The sequence below is a fragment of the Pseudomonas sp. UBA3153 genome, from assembly GCF_002364635.1.
Lineage (GTDB): Bacteria > Pseudomonadota > Gammaproteobacteria > Pseudomonadales > Pseudomonadaceae > Pseudomonas_O > Pseudomonas_O kuykendallii.
The window spans coordinates 1-7,208 of record NZ_DEYR01000019.1 but is presented as its reverse complement, the minus strand read 5'-3'; the positions used below and the strand labels follow the sequence as shown (position 1 = coordinate 7,208).

Annotated in this window: 7 protein-coding genes and 1 pseudogene; 3 read left to right on the top strand and 5 right to left on the bottom strand. The window is 68.6% G+C overall.

The genetic code is table 11. The annotated features are described in order from the left end of the window. A pseudogene (locus B2X67_RS04605) lies at positions 1–374 on the bottom strand (DUF2868 domain-containing protein); the annotation flags it as partial. 102 nt (positions 375–476) lie between these two features. Between B2X67_RS04605 and B2X67_RS04600 the strand changes: the two are divergent. Beyond that, complete coding sequence (locus B2X67_RS04600; RefSeq protein ID WP_286784745.1) at positions 477–992, top strand: dihydrofolate reductase; 516 nt, start codon at positions 477–479, stop codon at positions 990–992. Positions 993–1,081: 89 nt separating this feature from the next. On the opposite strand, the gene B2X67_RS04595 is transcribed toward B2X67_RS04600, so the two are convergent. Next, entirely contained in the window at positions 1,082–1,543 is a 462-nt protein-coding gene (locus tag B2X67_RS04595) for a metallophosphoesterase family protein (protein WP_286784744.1), read from the bottom strand. Between the two features lie 183 nt (positions 1,544–1,726). Here B2X67_RS04595 and B2X67_RS04590 point away from each other — a divergent pair, with 183 nt between their 5' ends. Then, positions 1,727–2,086 (top strand): DUF1090 domain-containing protein, encoded by a 360-nt coding sequence (locus tag B2X67_RS04590; protein ID WP_286784743.1) that lies wholly within the window; start codon positions 1,727–1,729, stop codon positions 2,084–2,086. Between the two features lie 88 nt (positions 2,087–2,174). On the opposite strand, the gene ilvD is transcribed toward B2X67_RS04590, so the two are convergent. After that, entirely contained in the window at positions 2,175–4,013 is a 1,839-nt protein-coding gene (gene ilvD / locus B2X67_RS04585; protein ID WP_282339314.1) for a dihydroxy-acid dehydratase, read from the bottom strand. Positions 4,014–4,383: 370 nt separating this feature from the next. Beyond that, positions 4,384–5,580: a class I SAM-dependent rRNA methyltransferase gene (locus tag B2X67_RS04580; RefSeq protein ID WP_286784742.1), complete on the bottom strand. Its 1,197-nt coding sequence runs from the start codon at positions 5,578–5,580 to the stop codon at positions 4,384–4,386. Between the two features lie 126 nt (positions 5,581–5,706). Here B2X67_RS04580 and B2X67_RS04575 point away from each other — a divergent pair, with 126 nt between their 5' ends. Further along, on the top strand, positions 5,707–6,888 hold the full coding sequence (locus B2X67_RS04575) for an NnrS family protein (RefSeq protein WP_286784741.1): 1,182 nt from the start codon (positions 5,707–5,709) through the stop codon (positions 6,886–6,888). On the opposite strand, the gene B2X67_RS04570 is transcribed toward B2X67_RS04575, so the two are convergent. Continuing rightward, a partial coding sequence (locus B2X67_RS04570) for a Crp/Fnr family transcriptional regulator (protein WP_286784740.1) occupies positions 6,877–7,208 on the bottom strand: 332 nt, incomplete at its 5' end. The two genes, B2X67_RS04575 and B2X67_RS04570, sit on opposite strands and share 12 nt — an antisense overlap.

The following is a 7,208-nucleotide window of genomic DNA, read 5'->3' as shown; positions in this document are numbered from 1 at the left end:
CAGCCGAGCAGGGTGATCAGGTTCAGGCCGAGCAGGCTGCCCAGCGCCCAGAACACGTTGACCGGGCGCAGGCCGTCGCCTAGCGCGGCGACGGCGAGGCTCGCGCCGCTGACCAGCGCCAGCAGGGCCAGCATCAACAGCGCCAGTCGCGCGCCCTGTCGCCAGTGCAGCAGTGCGGCGCGCTGGCCGTCGCGTTCGGCCAGCAGCAGGGCGCGGGCCTCGATGCGTGCGCCCAGCTCGCCGCCGGCGGCGCTCGCCCGGCGGTTGGCTTCGGCGTCTTCCAGCGGGCCACCGTGTTCTTCGCGCAGGCGCACGGCTTCGGTCAGCCAGAGGCGGTCGAGGGGGGCGATCGGGGGCAGGGCGGTATCGGGCACGCGGCGGCTCGTCTGGCGGATTGAGCCCGAGGATAACCGCTTGACGCCCCGGCTTCACCCGCGCGGCTTCATTCGCCGACGTCGAGCCGTTATCCTCCGCGGATGAATACGACCCGGCTACCCCTCGCCCTGATCGCCGCTCTCGCGCAGAACCGCGTGATCGGCCTCGACAACAAGATGCCCTGGCACCTGCCGGCGGACCTCAGGCACTTCAAGGCCATGACCCTCGGCAAACCGGTGATCATGGGCCGCAAGACCTGGGATTCCCTCGGCCGCCCGCTGCCGGGGCGCCTCAACCTGGTGGTCAGCCGCCAGCCCAACCTGCTGCTGGACGGCGCCGAGGTCTTTCCGACCCTGGAACAGGCGCTCCTGCGCGCCGAGCAGTGGGCGCGCGAGCAGGGTGCCGACGAGCTGATGGTGATCGGCGGCGCGCAGCTCTATGGGCAGGCGCTGGATCAGGCCGATCGGCTGTACCTCACACGCATCGCCGCCAGTCCCGAGGGCGACGCCTTCTTCCCGGCGTTCGATGAGGCGCAGTGGGCGTGCATCTCCAGCGTCGAGCATCCGGCCGACGGCGAGGCGCCGGGTTACGCGTTCGAGGGGTGGGTCAGGCGCTGAGGTGAGTGGTGCGCGCGGCGCACCCTATGGCCTTGAGGTGGCGCACGAAGCGTTCGTAGGGTGCGCCGTGCACACCGCCAGCACCGAAATCAGGGCAGCAGCGTCTTCAACTCGGCGCTGACCGCCGAACCATCGATGTGCAGGTAGGCGATGCCGATCGGCAGCTTGAAGCGACGCGGACCGGCGCTGCCCGGGTTCACGTAGAGCACTCCGTCGCGGAGTTCCTGACGCGGGACGTGGGAATGTCCGCTGACCACCACGTCGATGCCTTCCGCGACCGGGTCGAGGTCGAGTGCCTTGAGGTCATGCAGGACATAGACGCAGACGCGTCCGAAACGGATCAGCAGGCGTTCGGGAATGTCCGCGGCCCATTCCTGGTCTTCATCGTTGTTGCCGCGGATCGCCGAGAGAGGCGCTATCCTCTCCAGCTCGACGAGAATCCCGGGATTGCCGATGTCGCCCGCGTGGATCAGATGATCGCACTGCTTCAGAGCCTCCAGCGCTTCGTCGCGCAACAGACCGTGGGTATCCGAAATCAGTCCGATCTTCATCACTACCCTTGTGCAGAAAATGATCGCGAAGGGCCATCTTCGCACAGCGTCCGGCAGAAAACAGGGATCTTCGGCGAATTGGCCTGATCTGTTGCCGTTTCAGGTTCGCCGCGGGCGAACAGGCTCCGCCAGGCGCCCGCGCGGGCATGGCGGATACACGCTGACTATCGAAAGGATCTACCGATGAGCATGCTCGTTCGCCTCTGCGCCGTGTCTTCGCTGCTGCTGCTCGCCAGCCCCCTGCTGGCGGCGCAGAGCTGTACCGACAAGGAACATGAGCTCCAGCAGAAGCTCGACGAGGCGCGCCAGCAGGGCGACAGCGCGCGGATCGACGGGCTTTCCACGGCCCTCGATCAGGTCCGCGAGCGTTGCACCGAAGAGAGTCGGGCTGCCGACCGCAAGGATCGTATCGCCGCCCAGCAGGCCGAGGTGTCGAAGCGCGAGGCCGACCTGCGCGACGCCCAGCGTGACGGCGACCCGAAGAAGATTGCCAAGCGCGAGCGCAAATTGCGTGAGGCCCGTGAGGAATTGATGCGCGAGTAACGCGCGCCGCGTGTGGGGTACGCGGGCATCGCAACGAAAAAAAGCCCGGCGGTTGCCGGGCTTTTTCGTGTGGGCGTGCCGGTCGGGATCAGCCGTCGAGCAGCGCCTTGTTACGTACCGCGCCCTTGTCGGCGCTGGTGGCGAGCAGGGCGTAGGCCTTCAGCGCGGTGGTCACCTTGCGCGCGCGCGGGGCGGCGGGCTTCCAGCCTTTCTTGTCCTGTTCGATACGGCGATGGGCAAGTTCCTCGTCGCTCACCAGCAGGTTGATCGAGCGCTTCGGAATGTCGATCAGCACCTTGTCGCCGTCGCGCACCAGGCCAATGGCGCCACCAGCCGCGGCTTCCGGCGAGGCGTGGCCGATGGACAGCCCCGAGGTGCCGCCGGAGAAGCGCCCGTCGGTGAGCAGCGCGCACTGTTTGCCGAGGCCCTTGGACTTCAGGTACGAGGTCGGATAGAGCATTTCCTGCATGCCCGGACCGCCCTTCGGGCCTTCGTAGCGGATGATCACGATATCGCCAGGCTGCACCTCGTCGTTGAGGATGCCCTTCACCGCGCCGTCCTGGCTCTCGAAGACCTTGGCGCGGCCCTCGAAGACGTGAATCGACTCGTCGACGCCGGCGGTTTTCACCACGCAGCCGTCGAGGGCGATGTTGCCGTAGAGCACCGCCAGCCCGCCTTCCTTCGAGAAGGCGTGCTCGACGCTGCGGATGCAGCCTTCGGCGCGGTCGTCGTCCAGGGTTTCCCAACGGGTCGCCTGGCTGAACGCGGTCTGCGTCGGGATGCCGGCCGGGCCGGCCTTGTAGAAGGTCTTCACCGACTCGTCCTGGGTGACGGTGATGTCCCATTTCTCGATGCCTTCGCCCAGGGTGCGGCTGTGCACGGTCGGCAGGTCGGTGTTGATCAGGCCGCCACGGGCCAGCTCACCGAGGATGCCGATGATGCCGCCGGCGCGGTGCACGTCTTCCATGTGGTACTTCGGCGTGTTCGGCGCCACCTTGCACAGCTGCGGCACCTTGCGCGACAGGTCGTCGATGGCGCGCAGGTCGAAGTCCAGCTCCGCCTCCTGGGCGGCGGCCAGCAGGTGCAGGATGGTGTTGGTCGAGCCGCCCATGGCGATGTCCAGGGTCATGGCGTTCTCGAAGGCCGCGCGGTTGGCGATGTTGCGCGGCAGCACCGAGGCGTCGTTCTCGCCGTAGTAGCGGCGGCACAGCTCGACGGCGGTGCGCCCGGCCTGGAGGAACAGCTGTTCGCGGTCGGCGTGGGTGGCCAGCAGCGAGCCGTTGCCCGGCAGCGCCAGGCCGAGGGCTTCGACCAGGCAGTTCATCGAGTTGGCGGTGAACATGCCGGAGCAACTGCCGCAGGTCGGGCAGGCGCTGCGCTCGTATTCGGCGACCTTCTCGTCGGAGGCGCTGGAGTCGGCGGCGATGACCATCGCGTCGACCAGGTCCAGCCCGTGGCTGGCCAGCTTGGTCTTGCCGGCTTCCATCGGCCCGCCGGAAACGAACACCACCGGGATGTTCAGGCGCAGCGCGGCCATCAGCATGCCGGGGGTGATCTTGTCGCAGTTGGAGATGCAGACGATGGCGTCGGCGCAGTGCGCGTTGACCATGTACTCCACCGAGTCGGCGATGATCTCGCGGCTGGGCAGCGAATAGAGCATGCCGTCGTGGCCCATGGCGATGCCGTCGTCCACGGCGATGGTGTTGAATTCCTTCGCCACGCCGCCGTGTTTCTCGATCTCGCGGGCGACCAGCTGGCCGAGGTCCTTCAGGTGCACGTGGCCGGGCACGAACTGGGTGAAGGAGTTGGCGATGGCAATGATCGGCTTCTTGAAGTCTTCGTCCTTCATCCCGGTGGCGCGCCAGAGGGCGCGGGCGCCGGCCATGTTGCGGCCGTGGGTGGAGGTTTTCGAACGGTAATCGGGCATGACGGTTTCCTGCGGCTGATCAGGTCGTTATGAGGCGTATGGTGAGCGTCGCGAAAAACGGATGCAAACGGCGTTGACCGTGCGTACGCGATGGCCGAAGGGCGAGGCGGGATCACCGCTCGCGTGGCCCAAACTCAGGCCCGCCGAAGGATGGATGGCAGGGAATGCTGCGATTCTACGCCGCAGCTCGCGCCGAGGGAAAGGCTGGCCGGGCGGCGGGGGCGGTGTCGTTGGTCCAGCTCGGTGCATTCAGGCGTGCTTCGCCGTGGTCGGCGAAGGCACATGCCTGCGCATCGAGTCGCGCCCCGGTGAAACGCCGCTGACGGCGACGATGCAGGGGGCGCGGGAGGGTGCGGCGCAGGCGCGCCGCTCAGGCGCTCGGCAGCAGACGACAGATCAGGCTCTTGATGTAGCGCGTTTCGGCGATGGCCGGGTGCACCGGATGGTCCGGGCCCTGGGCGCCGCGTTCGAGCAGCTGCATGTGGCGGTCGAGGTGGCGGGCGCTGCCGAGCAGGACGTTCTGCAGGTCGTCCTCCGGCAGGTGCATCGAGCAGGACGCGCTGACCAGGATGCCGTCCTTGTTCAGCAGGCGCATGGCCTGCTCGTTGAGGCGGCGGTAGGCGGCCTCGCCGTTCTTGAAGTCCTTCTTGCGCTTGATGAAGGCCGGCGGATCGGCGACCACCACGTCGAAGCGCTCCTCGGCGGCCTTGAGCTCCTTCAGTGCCTCGAAGACGTCGCCTTCCACGCTGATCACCTGGTCGGTCAGGCCGTTCAGCGCAGCGTTGCGTTGCACGCCGTCGAGGGCGAAGGCCGAGGCGTCGACGCACATCACTTCGCTGGCGCCGAAGGCTGCGGCCTGCACGCCCCAGCCGCCGATGTAGCTGAACAGGTCGAGCACGCGCTTGCCCTTGACGTAGGGCGCCAGGCGCGCGCGGTTCATGCGGTGGTCGTAGAACCAGCCGGTCTTCTGGCCTTCCATCACCGGCGCCTCGAACTTCACGCCGTTCTCTTCCAGCCCGACCCACTCCGGCACTTCGCCATGGGCGACGCTGACGTAGCGCTCCAGGCCTTCCGCGTCGCGCGCGGCGGAATCGTTCTTCCAGAGGATGCCGCTGGGCTTGAGCACCTGGACCAGCGCGGCGAGCACGTCGTCCTTGTAGCGCTCCATGGTCGCCGAGGCGAGCTGGGCCACCAGGATGTCGCCGAAGCGGTCGACCACCAGGCCGGGGAGCAGGTCAGAGTCGCCAAACACCAGGCGGTAGAAGGGCTTGTCGAACAGCCGCTCGCGCAGCGACAGGGCGACCTTGATGCGGTGCACCAGCAGCGACTTGTCCAGGACGTGCTTGGTGTCGCGGGACATCAGGCGGGCGCAGATCAGGTTGTTCGGCGAGAGGGCGACGATGCCCAGTGGCTTGCCTCCAGCCGCCTCGAGGATCGCCTGGTCGCCGGCGGAGAAGCCGGCAAGCGGCGAGGCGGCCACGTCGATCTCGTTGCTGTACACCCACAGGTGACCGGCACGCAGGCGGCGATCGGCGTTGGCTTTGAGGCGCAGGCTGGGTAAGGACATGTTCATCTCCGGAAGGGGAGTGGAATTCTAGCCGGATAGTCGTCGCCGTGCAGGATTTGACATTTCTCATGGCGCCAGACAAACGGCGCAGCGCAGAGTCGGCGCGTTCATCCATGGAGGTGCCCCATGCTTCAGATTTCCCGACCCGCGCTGGGCTTTCCGCTCTGGCGCCTGGGCTTCCGGCCGTTCTTTCTCGGCTGCGCCGCCTATGCCTGCGTGGCGCTGGGCCTGTGGCTCCTGGCGCTCTCCGGGGCCCCGGTCTGGCAGCCGACCGGCGGTTGGCTGGCCTGGCACCTGCACGAGATGCCGTTCGGCTTCGGCGTGGCCGCGGTGGCCGGTTTCCTGCTCACCGCGGTGCCGAACTGGACCGGCGCCCAGGCGCTGTCTGGCCCGCCGCTGGCCGCGCTGTTCCTGCTCTGGCTGCTGACGCGCCTGGCCTGGCTCGGCGGGGCGCCGCTGGCGCTCTGCGCGGTGCTGGAACTCGCCTTCCTGCCGCTGCTGGCCTTCGCGCTGGGCCGCAGCCTGTGGCGCGCGCGGCAGCGCAACAACTACCCGCTGGTCGGCGTGCTGCTGCTGTTCGCCCTCGCCGATGGCCTGGCGGTGGCCGGGCAACTGCTCGATCGCGCCGACTGGCAGCGCCAGGGCGCGCATGCGGCGCTCTGGCTGCTGGCGGCGCTGAGCGGAATTATCGGCGGGCGGGTGATTCCGTTCTTCACCCAGCGCGGTCTCGGTCGGACGCAGGCAGTGCCGGCGTTGAAGTGGCTGGAGCGCCCGGCGCTGGGCGGGCTGGCCGTGCTCGCGATCCTGGCGGCGGCGGGACTCGATCTGCAGCCACGCGCCTGGATGGCGCTGCCGTTCGGCCTGGTGGGCGTGCTCCACGGCATTCGCCTGTCGCGCTGGTACGACGAGGGCCTGTGGCGCGTGCCGCTGCTCTGGTCGCTGCACCTGGCCTACGCCTGGCTGGTGCTGGCGCTGCTGGGCATGGCCGCCTGGCACCTCGGGTTGATCGATAACGGCAGCGCCGCGCTGCACGCGCTCACCGTCGGCGGGCTGGCCGGGTTGATCCTGGCGATGATGGCGCGGGTCTCCCTGGGCCACAGCGGCCGACCGTTGCTGCCACCGGCGGGCATGCGCTGGGCCTTCGTCGCGCTGAATGCGGCGGCGTTCGCCCGCGTACTCTTGCCGACGTGGCTGCCGCAAGGCGCGCTGGTGATCGCCGGCCTGCTCTGGCTGCTGGCGTTCGGGATGTTCCTGGCGCGTTATGCGGGTTGGCTGTGCCAGCCCCGGGTGGACGGGCTATCGGGCTGAACGCAGGCGCTGCAGGGCGTCGGCGTCGAGCAGGGTGACGGCGGTGCCGCGCCCGGTGATCAGCCCCTGGCGGCGCCAGTCGGCGAGTTGCCGGCTGAGGGTTTCGCCGCGCATGCCCAGGCTCGCGGCAAGCTGGCCGAGGCGCAGCGGCAACTTCAGGTCGTCGCTACCCTGGACGCCGCGTTGTTCCAGCAGATAGCCGGCCAGTCGCTGGGCGCAGGAGTCCGCCGCCAGCCGCTCGCCCAGGTCCACGCTGCGCAACAGGCTGCCGCTGACGCTCTGCAGCAGGCGCAGGGACAGCGCCGGGTGCGCCGCGCAGA

Bases quoted from the DNA above. Each gene is read 5' to 3' on its own strand.
- B2X67_RS04600 (WP_286784745.1), top strand. From the start codon at position 477: ATGAATACGACCCGGCTACCCCTCGCCCTGATCGCCGCTCTCGCGCAG.
- B2X67_RS04595 (WP_286784744.1), bottom strand. From the start codon at position 1,543: ATGAAGATCGGACTGATTTCGGATACCCACGGTCTGTTGCGCGACGAA.
- B2X67_RS04590 (WP_286784743.1), top strand. From the start codon at position 1,727: ATGAGCATGCTCGTTCGCCTCTGCGCCGTGTCTTCGCTGCTGCTGCTC.
- ilvD (WP_282339314.1), bottom strand. From the start codon at position 4,013: ATGCCCGATTACCGTTCGAAAACCTCCACCCACGGCCGCAACATGGCC.
- B2X67_RS04580 (WP_286784742.1), bottom strand. From the start codon at position 5,580: ATGTCCTTACCCAGCCTGCGCCTCAAAGCCAACGCCGATCGCCGCCTG.
- B2X67_RS04575 (WP_286784741.1), top strand. From the start codon at position 5,707: ATGCTTCAGATTTCCCGACCCGCGCTGGGCTTTCCGCTCTGGCGCCTG.